Source organism: Asticcacaulis sp. (assembly GCF_051956075.1).
In the GTDB taxonomy this organism is placed as follows: domain Bacteria; phylum Pseudomonadota; class Alphaproteobacteria; order Caulobacterales; family Caulobacteraceae; genus Asticcacaulis.
The window spans coordinates 21,573-37,321 of sequence record NZ_JBQCGA010000057.1; the positions used below are offsets into that span (position 1 = coordinate 21,573).

Consider the following 15,749-nt stretch of genomic DNA (forward strand, 5'->3'; position numbering starts at 1 on the left):
GGACTTCGTAAAATTGTATACAGTATAATTATACTGACGCAACCCTGCCTATTTGTCGCCGGTAAGCGTGACAGGCGATGTGGGAGCGGCAGGCTCCGACTGGCCGTCGGCGAAGAAGCGCACAACGCCGCGCCCGGCGCGTTTGGCGGCGTAGAGCGCTTCATCGGCGCACTTGATCAGTTGCTCCATATCGTGCCCGTGACGCGGCGCCAGGGCGACGCCTATGCTGACTCCGATTTCGGCTGTAACGCCGGACAGGCTGTAGGGTGCGCTCAGGGCGCGGATCAGCCGCTGGGCCAGCGCTTCGGCGTCGTCACGGCGGCGCACGCCGGTCTGCATGACGACGAACTCATCTCCGCCAAGCCGCGCCACTGTATCGCCCGCCTGCAACAGCCCGCGAATCCGCCCCGCCACGGCCTGCAACAAGGCGTCGCCCGCCGGGTGGCCGAGCGTGTCATTGACGGCCTTGAAGCGGTCGAGATCGAGACAGAGCAGGGCCATCACATCGCCATTGCGTTCTGCGCGCGCCACGCCTTCGTCAAGGCGCGCGCGCAGAACCACGCGATTGGGCAGACCGGTCAGCGCGTCCTGACCGGCCAGCGCCATCAGATCGCGCTTGGTGGTCAGGGATTGCAGGATGCTTTTGTGGATATGGCGCACGGTCTCCAGACCGATCAGCGAAAAGCTGACCAGCATGAACATCAGAACGGCGTAGCTGGCCTTGCCATAGAAGCCTTGCGCCAGATTGACGTGGACGCTGAGCGCCGCGACGGTCGGCGCCACGGCCAGAAACAGACTGGGAATGCAGATGGCGGGGCGCACCGACACGCGCGCCACGATGCCAGAGCCGTAGCCAAAGATCAGGCCGGTGGTCAGAAGCGGCGCGTGTGGATCGCCGATCACGAGCGCGCGGGCGTTAAACGCGCCGACCATAAGGGCGAAAATGAAGCTGCCGACCGCATAGCGCCGCTCCCATTGGCGCGCTGCGGAGACGTCGAAATCGGCAGCCTGACGCGCTCTGCGGTAAAGCAGGATAGCCGCCGCCCGAATAAGGGTCGCTGCGGCGGTCAGGACGCTTAGCGCCCCCAGCGCCGCGTCTTTGCTTTCAAAGGAGATCAGCGCGCCGATGCCCAGCATGAGCGCGCCAACCATAATCACAGGCGCCAGCGTGGTGTAGAGGATATCCACCAATTCGACGTAAACGGTGTCCGGCTCTTTCTTAAAAGGCGCGGAAAAGACGGTAAGCATATGACGCATAACGGCATTTTCGCAAATCTTGGTTCGATTTTCGTAAATGCCGCTGCGTAAACTTTCGCAGCGCGTCCCGCCTTGATAAGGCGCGGCTCTGTAACAGCCGCGCCTCATTCAGACCTTAAGCGGCGTCCACCAGCACCAGTTCGGCGTCCTGCAGGGCCGTGACGCGGATAACCGGCTCGTCCCTGATCGCGGCGCCATCGCGGGCTTCAAGCTTGACGCCGCCGATTTCGACCGCGCCGGTGGAGGGCACGAGATAGGCGTGGCGGCCTTCGCCGAGCGCATATTCGGCGCTTTCGCCCGCCTTCAGCGTCGCGCCCAGCACACGGGCGTCGGCGCGGATCGGCAGGGCCTCGTCATCGCCCGGCAGGCCGCTGGCCAGGGCGACAAATCTGCCGGAGCGATCGCCCTTGGGGAAGGGTTTGGCGCCCCAGGCCGGACCTTTCGTCCCGCGTTCGGTCGGCAGGATCCAGATCTGGAAGATGCGCGTCTGGCCGGGCTCCAGATTATATTCCGAATGGCGGATGCCCGTGCCCGCGCTCATCACCTGCACGTCGCCCGCCTCGGTGCGGCCCTTGTTGCCCAGGCTGTCCTGGTGGGTGATGGCGCCTTCGCGCACATAGGTGATGATCTCCATATCGGCGTGCGGATGCGGCGGAAAGCCGGTCCCCGGCGCGATCGTATCGTCATTCCAGACGCGCAAAGAGCCCCATTGGGTGCGCTCAGGCGCGTAATAGTCGGCGAAGGAGAAATGGTGATGGGCGTCCAGCCAGCCGTGATTGGCGGCGCCCAGGGTGTTGAAGGCTCTGCGTTCGATCATGATCGTCTCTCCAGACAGGTGTGTTTCTGTTGAGGAGACTATGGACTTTTCGCATAGACGATGAAATATCAATGATAGAAAGTTATCATTTCCAAAAGTAACATTATGCGCCTGCCTGATTTCGAAGCCTGGGCGATCTTCGCCCGCGTCGCGCAAAGCGGCTCCTTTGTCGCCGCTGCGCAGGAGCTGAACCTGTCGCAGGCCACGGTTTCCAAGGCGGTGACGCGGCTGGAGCAGAAGCTGGGCGCGCGTCTGTTTCATCGCACATCAAGGCGTTTATCGTTGACTGACAGCGGGCAGGCGGCGCTTGATGAGGCGGCGCGTCTGCTGGCGGCGGGTGAAGCGCTGGAGGCGCAGGCTTCGGCGCAGGCGGCCCAGCCGCGCGGCGTCGTGCGGATGACCGCGCCTTTGTCGTTCGGCGTGCGCCGTTTGGGGGCCTTACTGGCCGATTTCTTTATCGCCTATCCTGAAATCAGCCTCGATCTGACGCTTAGCGATCATTTTGTCGATCTGGTCGAGGCGGGCGTCGATGTTGCGCTGCGCATATCGGAGCTTGAGGATTCCAGTCTGATGGCGCGCAAACTGGCGCCGGTGCGCGTTCTGCCTGTGGCCTCGCCGGACTATTTTGCGCGGCATGGCCGCCCGCAGCATCCGCGCGATCTGGCCGACCATATCTGCCTGATCTACAATAATGGCAAGGCGAGGGGGGTATGGCGCTTTCGTCATGAAACGCGCGGCGATTATGCGGTGACGGTGCGCGGGCCTTTGCGGGTCAATAATGCCGATCTTCTGGGCGATATGCTGCTGAAAGGCGCGGGCGTGGCGATGCAGCCGGACTTTCTGGCCTGGGACGATGCGCAGGCGGGGCGGCTGGAGATCGCCTTGCCGGAGTGGCGCGGGCCGGAACTGGCCTTATGGCTGGTCACGCCGCCGGGCGGCGCGCGTCCGGCGCGCGTCGAGGCGTTGATCGCTTTCCTGAGCGATCGCATCCGTAAGGCTGACTGGGCGGGACGCGTTTAGAGCGTTTCCCCAAAAGTGGTTCCACGTTTTGGATAAGGAAGAGCGACAAAGCAAAGGCGTGAGTAGCGCCGATCTGATCCATCAGATCGAAAAGCGCTCTAAGCGACCACTTCGTCGCTGAAAAGGGCCAGGCGCAGGTCGCGTTGCGTCGCCGCGTCGAGCGGCGCCTGTCGGACATTGAGATCGGCGTCCATATAGAAGGCCGAACTGAAATCCTCGCTGACGACGACGTCGCGCACGCGGGCGGCGGCGCCGACCAGTTTACGCAAGGAGGGGGGCAGATTGTCATGAGACAGGGTGATCAGGCGCGACATGGCGATACACTCGTTCGGTTGACCCTGAGACCAAACCTTAACGAATACGAATGTGGGAGTCGATGCGGCGCGCGGTCACATCTGCGTAACAATTCTCGCGCCGCGCTCTGCTTGCGACCAAGCGCAGGAGGTTGGCCTTTCGCCAATCCATCGACGAAGCAAACGCAGGTTGCGGATACCCGGTGTAAAGAGACGAACCTGTCTATAGTCCGGCTTAGAACTTGCCCCCAAGCCGGACGCCAAAGGTGCGCGGCGTATTGGTGACGATATAGGAGCGCTGGAAGCACATGCCGCATTCCTGATAACGCGACAATTGCGCGCGTTCGTCGGTCAGGTTGTCGATATAGACTTCGGCCGTCCACTTGTCGTTCCATTCCGCGCCGAAGGCGAAGTTGATCGTCGTGTAGGCCTTCATGCCGCCGCTTAAGGCCGCCGGATTGAGATCGGCGCCGGTGAAAGTTTCCAGAATGTGCGTGCGCAGATCAGACGTCGCCTTGGACTGGTAATTGGCCAGCACCTGCCAGTAAGGCTTGATGTCGCCCATTTCCCAACTGTAACGGGCGCTGGCGCTGAGCTTGACCTTGGGCGTGACCGGCAGGCGCGCGCCCTTGGGCGCGGCGATGAAGTCCTGGTTGGGCGTGGTGATCAAGGTGGCGACGCCGCCCGGATACTGGGTCTCATAGGTGTTGACGATCCCGGCGCAGTTCGGATCGGAATCGCCATCGAAGGTGCAGAGATTCTTGGTCAGGCTGGCGTCGGTGTAAGACCCCGAAGCGGCGATGGTCAGATGATGATCCGGCGCCCAGGTCAGGTCGCTTTCCAGCCCCTTGATGTCGGCGCTGGGGCCGTTATGCACCTCGGTGAACGAATTGGCGCCCAGGAAGGCGAACTGGAACGCGTCCCACTTCTGATCATAGACCGCGCCGTTGATGCGCAAGGTCTTATTGAGGAGGGTCAGCTTGTAGCCCAGCTCGTAATTGGTCAGATAATCCGGCGCATAGGGCGCGATGGTCGAACGGCGGTTGATGCCGCCGGGGCGGAAGCCCTTGGACCAGGTCGCGTACAGCATGGCGTCCGGCGTCGCCTTCCAACTCAGGTTCAGCTTGTGCGTGAAGCCGTTGTCCTTGGCCTCCTTGGGACTGATCGAGCCGTCGGCGTTTTGTACGCCGAGGTCCGTGCAGGGGGTTCCGGGCAGGCCAGGCAGCAAGGTTCCGGTCGGATCCTTGGGATTGACCACGCCATAGGTGTCCGTGGTCAGGCAGCGACGCTCGCCCGACGAGCCATAGGTGGCATTGGGCGGAAAGTTGTGGCCCGCGCGGAACATGTCGTTCGAGCCAAAACCGAAGAAGCCGATCAGCGTATTGTCGTACTCAAAGGCGCGCAGGCCCGCCGTCAGTGTCACAGTCGGGGTGAAATCAAAGCTGACCTCGCCGAACACCGCCTTGTCGCGGTCGATGCGCATCTGCTTGGTCAGCCATAGCGTGCCCGGCCAGCCTTCGACCGACAGGTTCGGATCAAGGCCTGCGACTTCGTAATTCTGCAAAATGTCATGGGTCTGGCGTTGATAGAAGACGCCCGCGACAAAGCGCAGACGATCCGTGGACGGCGACGCCAGCCGCAATTCATGGCTGGTCTTGGTGAAGACGTCGTGTCCGATGATTTCCTGCAAGGGCGCAATGGTGTCGCCCGCCGCGTTCCAGAAATAGAAATAACCGGCATTGCCGCCGACGCTTTCGTACATGCGGTCATAGGCTTCGGCGTAATCGGTATAGTCCGCCGCGCTGTCGATCGTGCGCTTCATGGCCGCGCCCGCATAGGTCAGGTCGAAATTGCCGATCTTGCCCTGCACGGTCAGAGCCGCCTGGATGAAGCGGTCGTGATTGTATTCAGGCAGGAAGTGCTGCACCTTCAAATCGCCGACATTGGGATCGTAACCGGCGCTGCCCTTCGAATGGGTCGCCTGACCAATGACCGATCCCATCACCGTCCAGTTGTCGTCCAGATCGACCTTGAGCGCGGCGCGTCCGCCCTCGATTTCGGAGGTGTTGTAATTGTTCTTCACATAGGGCGCGTTATCGACCGTGATTCCGCTGCCCGCGGGCAGGAAGCTGCGGGTTCCGGCGATATTGTCGATAAAGCCCGCATTGTGCTGCTCCCAGCCGACGACGCGCAGGGCGACCTTGTCGCTGAACGGGATATTGATCATGCCTTCTAGCTTGCCGCCCATGCCGCCGTGATCGACCGTATTGCCGTCAAGGTCGATGCGGCCGTAATAGCCGCCCGTATCCGGTTTGTTGGTGATCAGACGGATCGTACCGGCTTCGGAGGAGGCGCCGTACAGAGTGCCTTGAGGCCCGGCCAGCGATTCGATGCGCGCCATGTCGTAAATATGCACGTCGAGCGGCCCGCCGATCGTGGTCACAGGCTCTTCGTCGAGATAGATGCCGACGCTGGGTTGCGGCCCGGAATGGTTGCCGTCCCCGCCTGATGCCACGCCGCGGAAATAGACATTGCTGCCCTGGTAGGGCGTGTTCTGGAAGGAGACGCTGGGCAGGAGAGCGACATAATCATTGAAGCTGGCGACGTTGAGGTCATCCAGCTTCTTGGTGGACAGCACCTCGATGCTGATTGGGGTGTCCTGCAATTTGGTGGCGCGCTTAGTGGCGGTGACGATGACCTCGATGCCGTTGTCGTCCTGGCCGGTGGATACGGGCTGCCTTGTCTGTCCGTGGGCCAGGGCGGGCGCGATCATCGGCAGGGCGGCCAGCATTGAGCTGGTCATTAAGGTTGCGGTCAGTGAACGGCGCATCATCATGAAAAGCCCCCTAAAGGCGTGCTGATGCCGCAGGGTGGGGACAGGTTCATAAATTCGTCAACAGAGGATTTTTGCGCTGCAAAATTGCGATCACATATGTGTCACAAATATCACGTGCGCAACAAGACTTCCCTAGCGGAAGCTTTGCGGCGCTTCAGGGTAGGCCGCAAGGACGGGCCCCAGAGCGGTCTCAAGCGGGCCCAGCCATGGCGCAAACGCTCGCCAGGCTTCGGCGCCGTCGCGATTGATCGGACGCCGCACCTGCTCCGACGACGCTGTGCGCACGGCGCGTTCCGTTTCATAAAAGCGCAGGCAGGCCGGTTCAAAGTCAAGATTGCAGGCCGCGAGCAGGGCGCGCACCTCGCCCTCGGTATCGTTCAGCATGCGCTCATGGATGACGCGATGCACATGTCCGGGCAGTACGATGTCAAGATGCGCCATGAGCCGGACATAGTCGGCATAGTAGCGGCCCATATGGCTCAAACTGTAGCTGAAGGCCTGACCACGGGCGAAATGCTGCTTGAAGTTGGAAAAGCCGCACGCCATCGGATGACGTCGCGCATCGATGATCGTGGCGTTCGGCAGGATCAGACGAATGAAGGCGACATGCGCCCAGTTGTTCGGCAGCTTGTCGATAAAACGCCGCTTGCCCAGGCGTCTTTGGACGCGCGTGCGCTCCATATAGGTCTCGCCGAGCGTGGTCAGGACGTCCGGCGACAGGCGCAGCAGGCTGGCCGGATAGGCGCCGTCGCGCCGCGCCAGGGCTGGGATGTCGGGCAATTCCGACGTGCCTTCAACCTCGGAATGGCTGGCCAGAATCTGCTCGATCAGGGTCGAGCCTGCGCGCGGCATGCCAATAATGAAGATCGGATCGTCCGCCGCACATCCGGCCCCGGCCCGCGCGGAAAAGAATTCAGGTGTGCTCAGGGCGATCATCTGGTCGACAAAGGCCGTCGTATCTTCTGGCCTGTAGTCCAGGGATTCCGCGCGCAACCTGTTCGCCAGATCGTAATGACGAAAGGCGGCGGCGAACTCCTTACGGTCCTCCAGAGCCTTGGCAAACGCAAAATCCAGATGAAAGCGGTCCTCGTCGCTAAGTCTTTCGCGCGCGAGCGTCGCCTGCATCGCGGCGATGTCCGCGTCCGAGAACCGCACTGTTTTCAGATTTGCAAGGCTCCACCATGCCTCGCCAAGCTCCGGCTGGACAGCGATGGCCTCACGATAGGCGTGGATTCCTTCGTCGGTTCGCCCCAATGTCTTCAGCATATGGCCAAGGCTCATCCATACCTTCGCCTGGCGCGGATTGCGCGCCAGAACCTGACGGTAAAGTCCGACCGCCTCTTCAAATCCGCCGATCTTCGACAGGGCGGCGGCGCGCAGATTCGCCTGCCCTGGCTCCTCATCTTCGCCGCCGGCCAGGCGATCAAGCTCTTGCAGCGCCTCCACCGAGCGGTTCTGGCGATAAAGAACAGTGGCCAGATTGGCGCGCGCCGCGCCGAAATCGGGCGCAAGTTCAAGCGCGCGCCGCAGCAGGTTTTCAGAATCAGCCAGCCGCCCGAGGCGCGCCGCCAGTTCAGCCAGCATGCGCATCGCCGCAACGTCGAACGGATCGGACTTCAAACGCCCTTTCAGGAGCGGCTCTGCGTCCGCCAGACGATTATCGTGCAGCGCCAGCGCCGCCGTCATCAGAACAGGATCGTTAAGGGCCGCGGCGATAGCGACGGCGGCGGTTCGGACGTCATTCATGCGCTCAATGTGCGTCGGCTTTGACAAGCTTGTAAATAGCCCGATGACCGCCTGTGCCTTCGATACGCCGTCAATCGTTGAAAGCCCGATTCGGGCCTGTGCGCCTATCCGCCGCAGGAGCCGCGCACGATCAGTTCGGTTTGCAGGCGTTCGGACGGCGAATTATGGCCGGAGAGCTGACGCAGCACCTTGGTGACGAGCTGGTGGCCCGCCTTGTTGACGTCCTGGCGGATGGTGGTCAGGGCCGGACTGGAATAGGAGGCGACGTCGATATCGTCATAGCCGACGATCGACACGTCCTGCGGCACGCGCACGCCCCGGTCGCCCAGGGCGCGCATGGCGCCGATGGCCAGCATGTCGGAGGTCGCGACAATGCCGTCGAAATCCACCCCGCGATCCATCAGGTCGCTGACCGCCTCGAAACCGGATTCGTAAACGAGTTTCGAACGATGGATCAGCGCCGGGTCGAACGGAACATTGTGGCTCGCCAGCGCCGTCTTGTAACCTTCCAGGCGCTGCTCGATCTCCAGCAGCGGACACATGCCAAGAAAGGCGATGCGGCGGCGGCCCAGACGCAGCAGATGGTTGGTGGCGCGCTGGCCGCCGAATTCATTGTCGGTGCCGACCGAACAGTAGGCCTGGTCTTCCAGCTCCGCGCCCCAGACGGCGATAGCGCGGCCCTGCTTCGAGAAGCGGTTGAGCGCATTGTGATACTGGCTCTGGCCGAGAAATATGAACCCGCCCGTCGGATAGGCGTTCATAAGCTCGCCAAGCTGATTGTCGTCACGCGGTACGCGATGGGAAATGGAAAAGTCGATATGGCGCTCGCGCATCGCGCTGCCTATGCCGCCCAGCAGCCGAAGCTGGAACGGTTCGGCCATATGCGAGGCGATGGCGGGCACGGCCATGACGACCGTAATGCTGTTCTGATCAGGGTTCTGACGCTTTTTCAGATCGTAATTATTGTCCCTGGCGGCCTGCATCACCAGTTCGCGCGTCTCGTCGCTGATCGCCGGATGGCCCGCAAGCGCGCGCGACGCGGTTGAGACGGACACGCCGGTCAGGTCGGCTATCTGTTGCAGCGTCACGGGGCGCGCGGCGGGTTTCTTCGTCATAAGCGTTTTTACTCTGTGCAAAATTCGCCAGCAAGTTACCGATGGTTTATGCAAAATTTGCACAACAGTCAAGACACTTTCGAGCGCGCCTTTATTTGTGTGAGCGATAACAATTTAGTAAAAATGACTTAAAAAACAAAACGATAAAATACATTTCCGGGCCAATAGCCTGAGATGTCGCCTGGATGCGCGCCCACGAAAATTTGTCTCAAATTTGCAACGCTACGCAAATTTGCAGCGCAATATATGCAAAATCCCATTGCTTTGTCAGTCGCCAAGGCTATTTTCCGCGAAAGGAGCGCAAAGACGCCGCTCACTGACTGGCGCGAAAACAAGCACAAAACGATCTGGAGGAAGACATGCTTTTTAAATCACGACGTATAAGTTTGGCCCTGGGCGCATCGGCGCTCGCCGTGGCGGCGGGCCTGGCCATGACCGCGCCAACAACGGTCTGGGCGCAGACCTCGACCTCGACCCGGCGCGGCGCCGCGCCGGCGGGCGCCGAGGTCGTCGCGACCAATGTCGATACGGGCGCGGTGCGCAAGACGACGGCGGATTCGACCGGCGCCTATGTGATCGCAGGCCTTCCCTCCGGCAATTATCACGTCACGGCGGCCGATCAGTCGGCGGACGTTTCGGTTTCGGTCGCCTCGGTCGCGGTCTATGACTTCGGCGCGGGCAGCGCGGGCGTCAACAGTACGGTGGTGACGGTGAGGGGCCGCCGCCCGACCGTCGAGGTGCGCTCGTCGCAGGTCAACCAGATCGTCACCCTGCACGATATCGAGGCCCTGCCGCAGGCCACGCGCAACTTTATGGAGTTCGCCGATACGGTGCCCGGCGTGCAGTTCAGCGTTGATTCCAACCACAACACCTCGCTGCGCGGCGGCGCCCAGCTCGCTTCGGGCGTGAACGTCTATATTGATGGCGTTGACCAGAAGGATTTCGTGCAGGGCGGCTCCGGTTTTGCGGGTAGCGCGGGCGTCAATGGCAGCGGCGATCCGGGCAACCCGTTCCCGCAGCTGGCGATCGGCGAATACAAGGTCGTCACCTCCAATTACAGCGCCGAATACGGCGATGCGTCGAGCGCGGTGATCATCGCCCAGACCAAGTCGGGCACCAACAAGTTCCATGGCGAAATTTTCGGTGACTACACCGACCAGAACCTGCGCGCCAAAACCCCGGCGGAAAAGGCGGCGGGCATCGAAAAGGGCAAGGAGCCGAACAAGGAATACGGCGTCGCCCTGAGCGGTCCGATCATAAAGGACCGTATGCACTTCTTCGTGACGTGGGAACATAAGGATTTGTCGAACCAGGGCGACGTCTATCCAAACACCCTGACTCAGGCCCAGGCCTCCGCCCTGCTGCCCGCCGAGGTCGCCAGCCAGTTCGGTCCGGTCACCAACCCGTTTACGGAAAACCTCTATTTCGGCAAGCTTGACTTTGAGCCGACCGACCAGGATCGCATTGAGGCCAGCGTCAACTACCGTCTTGAACATCTGGTCTCGGGGGGCAGCGGCCAGAACGCCAAGTCCACCGAAGCGCCCTACACCAATGATGTGAAGCGTTCGGACATCCGCTGGCAGCACAGCGCCGATAACTGGGTCAACGTGCTGCGCCTGTCCTATCAGGACACCCAGTCCTCAACGACCACGACCTCAGCGGCGCCACAGTTCCAGTATCTCTACTTCCCGAACCCGGCCACCAATATCGGCGCCACCTCGCTGATCAATGTCGGCGGCCCCGGCTCCGGCGTCGGCGCGATCAACGCGCAGAAGGGCTTTACGCTTCAGGACAATTTCACCTTCTCCAACCTGCACGCCTGGGGCGACCATACGCTCAAGCTCGGCGTCAGCTATGGCGATATCGAGCTGACCTCGCAGAACGCCAGTTCGGATCTCGCCAATGCGACCTACACCTATGCGGTGACGCCCAACGGCGTCGCGGCGACACCGATGCTGATCCAGTATCCCAATCTGACGGCGGGCTATGACACCGCCCGCGTTACGACGCGCGACAAGCAGTTCAGCGCCTATGTGCAGGACGACTGGACGGTCGATGAACACCTGGAGGTCAATCTGGGCCTGCGCTGGGATCACGAAGACGTCCCGGCCTATCTGGACTATGTCACCCCGGCGAACGTCGTGGCGGCGATCAACGGTCTGTTCCCCGGCACGACCAAGACCTACGCCTCCGTGCTGGCGACCGATGCGCCGGGCGCGCCCGCCATCCATATCAACGACTATATCAGCACAGGCTCCAACCGGAAGGCGCCGAACAATTTCGCGCCGCGTCTCGGCTTCTCCTATGACCTGCATGGCGACGGCGCCTACGTGATCTTCGGCGGCTATGCGCGCTCCTATAACCGCAACCAGTACAGCACCCTGGCTCTGGAAACGACCAAGATCGCCCTGAACGGCAATCCGCAGGTCTATTTCCCGTCGGCCCAGACACAGGACTCGTTCGGAGCCTGCGCCACCGCCGCCGACGTCAATCCGGCCAATCACTGCTACGCCTGGGATCCGAAATACCTGACCCCGGACGGTTTGGCCTCCTTGCAGACCAACCCAAGCTCGCACGAAGTCGATCTGCTCAACAACAATATCAAGACGCCCTATTCCGATCAGTTCAGCCTCGGCATCCGCAACCGCCTCGGCGAGTGGAACACGCAGGCCACCCTGTCCTATATCGAAAGCTTCGACGCCATCGTCGGGCATTGGGGCGCGCGCTATGCGGACGGCTCCTATTATCAGAACGGCAGCCAGTGGGGCGCTCAGGGCGTGCCGGGCGTCGGCTCTCTGATCCTGTGGGACAATGCGGGTCGGGACAAGAACCTCCAGCTCACCCTGGCGGCGCAAAAGCCCTACACCAAGGAATCCGGCTGGAGCATGACGGCGTCCTACACCTTCTCGGACGCCAAGCAGAACAATGTCGCGGGCGGGACCAACCCGTATTCGATCGGCAACAACCAGTACCTGTTCGACTATCCGGACCCCTCCGACTATCCTGAGCTGACCTCGTCAGCCGTGCCGCAACACCGTCTGGTCGTGACCTATTCGCGCGACCTGTTCTGGAACATGCAGTTCGCCAGCAAGCTGACCCTGGCCACCCCGACCTCAGCCTTCGCCATCTTCGGCTGCCAGCCCGGCGTGTCGGTCTGCAACGCCTATGGCGGCGGCGTCGGCGCGATCCTGAGCGAGAAGCCGACAGGCATGCTCGGCTACAAGGACATCGACCTGCAAGTCAGCAAGAACTTCGCCTTGCCGAGCGGCTTTGACGGCTATGTGCGCGTCGATGTCATCAACCTGTTCAACTGGAACAATCCCGACCCGGCGGCGATCCAGTTCCCGAACCAGTACGCCAAGCCGACCTATAACAAGACCGGTCCGATTGTCGGTCTGCCGTTTACGGTCAAGCTCTCGACGGGCGTAAAGTTCTAGCCGTCGTCTGCGGCGTTCGCCAACCGTCCTCTCCCTTGCGGTTGGCGAACGCCGGTTTTTTGGCGCAACATGCCCGTCGTCCGAGTCGAGCCGCGCTCGACTCCTCTCTTATTACCGAGTTGGGATGACATGATTCAGCAACCAGCAAGGCGTCCAATCCGTTCAGTGGCCGTGATCGGCGGCGGCGCCGCCGGCTGGATGTGCGCCGCCGCCATCTCCAAATCCTTCGGCCGCGACGTTCAGGTGCAGTTGGTCGAGTCCGAGGAGATCGGCATCGTCGGCGTCGGCGAGGCGACCGTTCCGCATATTTCGGTTTTCAACCGTCTGCTCGGCATCGACGAGGCCGAGTTCGTGCGCCAGACGCAGGGCACGTTCAAGCTGGGCATCCAGTTCAACGATTGGGGCAAGCTCGGCGATTCCTATATTCACGGCTTCGGCACGATCGGTCGCGATCTGGGCCTCATGCCGTTCCATCAATACTGGCTCAAGGCGCGCGCGGCGGGCCGGGCCGGGGACATCAGCCGGTATTCCCTCAACACCGTGGCTGCGCCCTTGGGCAAGTTCATGGTCCCGCCCAGCGACGCGCCGCCGCATTCGCCTCTGGCGGAGATCGCCTATGCCTATCATTTTGACGCGACGCTCTATGCGCGTTTTCTGCGTCGTCATGCTGAAAAGCAGGGCGTCAAACGCACTGAGGGCAAGGTTGTGGCGGTTCAGCAGAACCCGGACACCGGCTTTATCGAAAGCGTCCGGCTGGAAAGCGGCGCCGAGATCGCGGCTGAGCTGTTCATCGACTGTACGGGCTTTCGCGCCCTCCTGATCGAAGACACCCTGCGCGCAGGTTTTGAGGACTGGACGCACTGGCTGCCCTGCGACCGCGCCGTGGCCGCGCCCAGCCAGAATGTCGGCCCGCCGACCCCCTATACGCGCTCGACGGCGCGCGCCGCAGGCTGGCAATGGCGCATTCCGCTGCAACATCGCACGGGCAATGGCTATGTCTATAGCAGTCAGGCGATCAGCGATAACGAAGCCCAGGCAAGCTTGCTGAAACATCTCGACGGACCGGCTCTGGCCGATCCGCGCCTGATCCGCTTCACGACCGGGGTGCGGCGCAAGCTGTGGGACAAGAACGTCATTGCGCTCGGCCTGGCGGGCGGTTTTATCGAGCCGCTGGAATCGACGGCGCTCTTCCTGATTCAGTCGGGCATATCGCACCTGATGAGCCTGTTCCCGACGCTGGATTTCGAACCGGCTGTGCGCGACAAATATAACGCCCAGATGCAGTTTGAATATGAACGCATTCGCGACTTCATCATCCTGCATTATCACGCCACAAGCCGCGACGATTCTGACTTCTGGAACCATGTCCGCACGATGGAGGTTCCCGCCTCGCTCAAGGCGAATATGGAGGTTTTCGCCGCGAACGGGCAGTTTTTCCGCGAGGGCGCCGAGCTGTTCGGCCTGACCAGCTGGGTGCAGGTCATGCTGGGGCAGGGGATATTGCCGCGCAACTATCATCCGGCGGTGGACTGGGTGAAAGAGGAAGACGCCTTCGCCCTGGTCGATCACGTCGAAAACGTCGTCGCCGCCAATGTCGGCCTCATGCCCCGGCACGAAGACTTCATCGCCCGGCATTGCGCCGCCGCGCCCGCCTATGCGCCGGTATGAACCGGCGCTCCCGATACGGAGATCGAGGACGCCCGCTCGTCGATCCTCACGTCGTCGATATCCATAAAAATAAGGTTTCTGCGCTCATGTCCCCTTCCGAATTCGCCTCATCGACAGGTCAGCCTTCGCGCCGTCATATCCTGGCGGCGGGCGGCGCCTGCGCGCTGATCGGCGCAGGGCGGGGCCGCGCCGAGGCCGCGCCGCTGGAACTGGATCCGGTTCTGGCCGATCTGCACCGGCGCACCTTCGACTATTTCTGGCAAAGCGCGGATCCTGACACAGGCCTGCATCCGGACAACTGGCCGAACCCTGATTTCTGCTCGGTCGCCTCTGTCGGTTTTGGTCTGACCGCCAATGTCATCGGCGCGCGTAGCGGCTATGTCAGCCGCGCGGAGGCCGCCAGCCGCTCGCTTCTGACCTTGCAGACCCTTTGGGACGCGCCGCAGGGGCCGCAAGTCTCAGGCGTCAGCGGCTATAAGGGCTTCTTCTATCACTTCCTCGACATGAAGACGGCTCTGCGCTTCAAAACCTGCGAGCTGTCGAGCGTCGACACCTCGTTGATGATGGCGGGGGTCTTAACCTGCGCGGCCTTTTTCGACGGCGCGACCGCCGACGAGACGGACATCCGCCGTCTGGCGCAGGCGCTTTATGACCGCATCGACTGGACCTTCATGGAGCGCGACAGCGGCCTGATCAGCATGGGCTGGCATCCAGAAAGCGGGCTGATCGCGCGCAACTGGGATCGCTATAATGAGGGCATGCTGGTCTATCTGCTGGCGCTTGGCTCATCGACGCATCCGATCCGGCATGAGGCCTGGGCGAACTGGATAAAGACCCTGCCGCCGTGCTGGGGCGAGAATTTCGGCCAGACCTATCTCGGTTTCTCGCCCTTGTTCGGTCATCAGTACAGCCATGTCTGGTACGATTTCCGCGGTATCGCCGACGCCTTTATGCGGTCGCACGACAGCACCTATTTCGACAATTCGCGCAAAGCCACCGAGGCGCAGCACGCCTATGCTCTGCAAAACCCCGGCGGGTTCAGGGATTACGGTCCGGTCTGGGGCCTGACCGCCTGTCAGGGGCCGGGCTATATCCAGGCTAAGGTCGATGGTCGCAAAATCCAGTTCAACGGCTACTGCGCGCGCGGCCTTCAGGACGGCGATAACGAGTCCTCGGACGACGGCACGATCGCGCCGACCGCCGGGATCAGCTCCATCGTGTTCACTCCGGAGCTTTCCACCGCTTTGGTTCATACCCTGCGCGACCGCTATGGCGATGAGATCTATGGCGATCTCGGCTTTGTCGACGCCTTCAACCCCAGCTTCCCGCCCGATCTGAAACCGGAGGAGGGCCATGTCGCGCCGCGCGCGGGCTGGGTCGCCAAGGGCTATCTCGGCATAGATCAGGGGCCGATCCTGTGCATGCTGGAAAATTATCGTTCAGGTCTCGTCTGGGATCTGATGTGCCGCAGCGCCTTTTCCGGCCCCGGCGTGCGCCGCGCTTTCCGGCTGGCGGGTTTTCAAACGGTCGGCGCGCAAGGCGCATGGCTCAAGGCATGAG

General features: G+C 61.9%; 10 protein-coding genes. 4 read left to right on the forward strand and 6 right to left on the reverse strand.

Annotated features, from left to right (window positions below; genetic code table 11):
* Positions 1–48 precede the first annotated feature (48 nt).
* Positions 49–1,257 carry a diguanylate cyclase domain-containing protein gene (locus ACTHLA_RS14980; protein ID WP_440191071.1) on the reverse strand — a complete coding sequence of 403 codons (1,209 nt, stop codon included), beginning with the start codon at positions 1,255–1,257 and terminating at the stop codon, positions 49–51.
* A 115-nt stretch (positions 1,258–1,372) separates the two neighbouring features.
* Positions 1,373–2,074, reverse strand: coding sequence for a pirin family protein (locus ACTHLA_RS14985; RefSeq protein WP_440191074.1), 702 nt, complete (start codon positions 2,072–2,074; stop codon positions 1,373–1,375).
* Between the two features lie 105 nt (positions 2,075–2,179).
* On the opposite strand from ACTHLA_RS14985, the gene ACTHLA_RS14990 reads away from it, so the two are divergent.
* A complete protein-coding gene (locus ACTHLA_RS14990) occupies positions 2,180–3,094 on the forward strand; it encodes a LysR family transcriptional regulator (RefSeq protein WP_440191077.1) in 915 nt (304 codons plus the stop codon).
* Between the two features lie 98 nt (positions 3,095–3,192).
* Here the strand turns inward: ACTHLA_RS14990 and ACTHLA_RS14995 are convergent, their stop codons facing one another.
* The 4 genes from ACTHLA_RS14995 to ACTHLA_RS15010 form a co-directional block, all read right to left on the reverse strand.
* On the reverse strand, positions 3,193–3,408 hold the full coding sequence (locus ACTHLA_RS14995; RefSeq protein ID WP_440191080.1) for a hypothetical protein: 216 nt from the start codon (positions 3,406–3,408) through the stop codon (positions 3,193–3,195).
* Positions 3,409–3,622: 214 nt separating this feature from the next.
* Positions 3,623–6,223, reverse strand: a complete 2,601-nt coding sequence (locus ACTHLA_RS15000; protein ID WP_440191083.1) for a TonB-dependent receptor — start codon at positions 6,221–6,223, stop codon at positions 3,623–3,625.
* A 132-nt stretch (positions 6,224–6,355) separates the two neighbouring features.
* Positions 6,356–7,969 carry a tetratricopeptide repeat-containing sulfotransferase family protein gene (locus tag ACTHLA_RS15005; protein WP_440191085.1) on the reverse strand — a complete coding sequence of 538 codons (1,614 nt, stop codon included), beginning with the start codon at positions 7,967–7,969 and terminating at the stop codon, positions 6,356–6,358.
* Positions 7,970–8,073: 104 nt separating this feature from the next.
* Entirely contained in the window at positions 8,074–9,084 is a 1,011-nt protein-coding gene (locus tag ACTHLA_RS15010; protein WP_440191088.1) for a LacI family DNA-binding transcriptional regulator, read from the reverse strand.
* A gap of 359 nt (positions 9,085–9,443) precedes the next feature.
* Here ACTHLA_RS15010 and ACTHLA_RS15015 point away from each other — a divergent pair, with 359 nt between their 5' ends.
* The 3 genes from ACTHLA_RS15015 to ACTHLA_RS15025 all read left to right on the forward strand — a co-directional run bounded on the left by ACTHLA_RS15015 (position 9,444) and on the right by ACTHLA_RS15025 (position 15,748).
* Positions 9,444–12,521 (forward strand): TonB-dependent receptor, encoded by a 3,078-nt coding sequence (locus ACTHLA_RS15015; protein ID WP_440191091.1) that lies wholly within the window; start codon positions 9,444–9,446, stop codon positions 12,519–12,521.
* A 129-nt stretch (positions 12,522–12,650) separates the two neighbouring features.
* Positions 12,651–14,189 carry a tryptophan halogenase family protein gene (locus ACTHLA_RS15020; protein ID WP_440191094.1) on the forward strand — a complete coding sequence of 513 codons (1,539 nt, stop codon included), beginning with the start codon at positions 12,651–12,653 and terminating at the stop codon, positions 14,187–14,189.
* Positions 14,190–14,275: 86 nt separating this feature from the next.
* Positions 14,276–15,748, forward strand: a complete 1,473-nt coding sequence (locus ACTHLA_RS15025) for a glucoamylase family protein (RefSeq protein ID WP_440191097.1) — start codon at positions 14,276–14,278, stop codon at positions 15,746–15,748.
* Position 15,749 lies beyond the last annotated feature (1 nt).